Annotated in this window: 1 protein-coding gene and 1 pseudogene; both read left to right on the top strand. The window is 69.2% G+C overall.

From position 1 onward, the window contains the following. The first annotated feature begins 19 nt into the window (after positions 1 to 19). Entirely contained in the window at positions 20 to 211 is a 192-nt protein-coding gene (locus tag AB0P03_RS40610) for a hypothetical protein (RefSeq protein WP_363633762.1), read from the top strand. 2 nt (positions 212 to 213) lie between these two features. Next, positions 214 to 1,245, top strand: a pseudogene (locus tag AB0P03_RS40605) (site-specific integrase); the annotation flags it as partial.

The raw sequence follows: 1,245 nt of genomic DNA, 5'->3' as shown, positions 1-1,245 counted from the left end.
ACGAGCTGGTCTGGGGCTCGTGAAACCCCACGCATTCCGCCACACGTTCACCTCGGCGGTTCTCGACGCCTCGGACGGCAACCTGCTGATCGCCCGCGATGCCGGAGGGTGGGCCTCGGCCGCGACGGTCGACGAGGTCTACGGGCACGTCGACGTCCACGACCCGGCGTTCGACGCCGCGCTCCGCGCGGTCTGGGGCGAGACGAAGTGACCGTGAAATCGTTGCTGCCGCTCTACACCGACCGCCCCGACCGCGAAGGGCGCGACCGGCTGGAGATCCTCACCGCGCTGATCGGCGCCCCGGCCTTCGACCCGATCTTCCGCGACGTCATCATCCGTGTCCCGCAGGGCCACCGCGTCTACCAGTGGGCCTGTGTGGTCGACGCATGCGAGCGGGCCCGGCACAGCGGGTTGGACCTGTGCTCAATGCACTTCCAGGAGTGGGGAACGGCCCGGGGGTCCGGGACGACCCGGGCAGAATTCCTCACCACCGCCGAGCCGCTGCCGCGCGCCGAATACGACCGGGAAGGGTCCTGCCTGATCTGCCCCGACCGACCCACCTCGCCGCGCACCGAGCTGCGGTTGTGCATCCGTCACTACGGCGCGTGGAAGTATTCGGTCTCCGTCCGTGACGCATCGGTGGACTTCGACCAGTGGGTGGCAGGTCAGGAGCCGTGCGAGGGCTACGGGAACTGCCAGGTCACCGTCTGTCCAGGGCTGGCGATGTCCCCGCTGGGACTGTGCTGCTGGCACCGGCACCGCTACATGCGCGACCGCCGTCCGGGAGGCGCCGCCCTCCCGTCGAGCTGGTGGCAGCGCTACGAGAAACAGGGGCAGCCGGTTCGCGTCTCCTACGCGGACCAGAACGCGTTCCGTGCCTGGTGCACGGCCGTTGACCCGGCACCGCGGCCCGAGCAGGTCAACCTGCGCGGCCTGCGGCCCCTGCTGCGGGCCGAGATCCAGTGGGGTCTGTTCGCCCACACCCAGGAAGACCGGCACAGCATCTGGAAGCTGGACTGGATCCAGAAGCTCGTCAACCTCGCACGCGAGCGCGACGCCGGCTCACTGACCGATCTGGACCTGGACGGCTTCCCCCGCTTCCACACGGCGATCGTGAAGAAGATGCTCCACTACCTGCGGTTGGTCTACTTCACCCCGCAGCAGGCGCGGGAGGCCGGGTTCATCGAGACCGACCACTTCGGCATCCGCTTCCCGGCCAGGGCCAGCCACATCGACCTCACCGCA

It is taken from the genome of Kitasatospora sp. NPDC088779, assembly GCF_040685395.1.
Taxonomy (GTDB): domain Bacteria; phylum Actinomycetota; class Actinomycetes; order Streptomycetales; family Streptomycetaceae; genus Kitasatospora.
The sequence above is the reverse complement of the archived record's forward strand: the minus strand, read 5'-3'. Positions and strand labels throughout refer to the sequence as shown.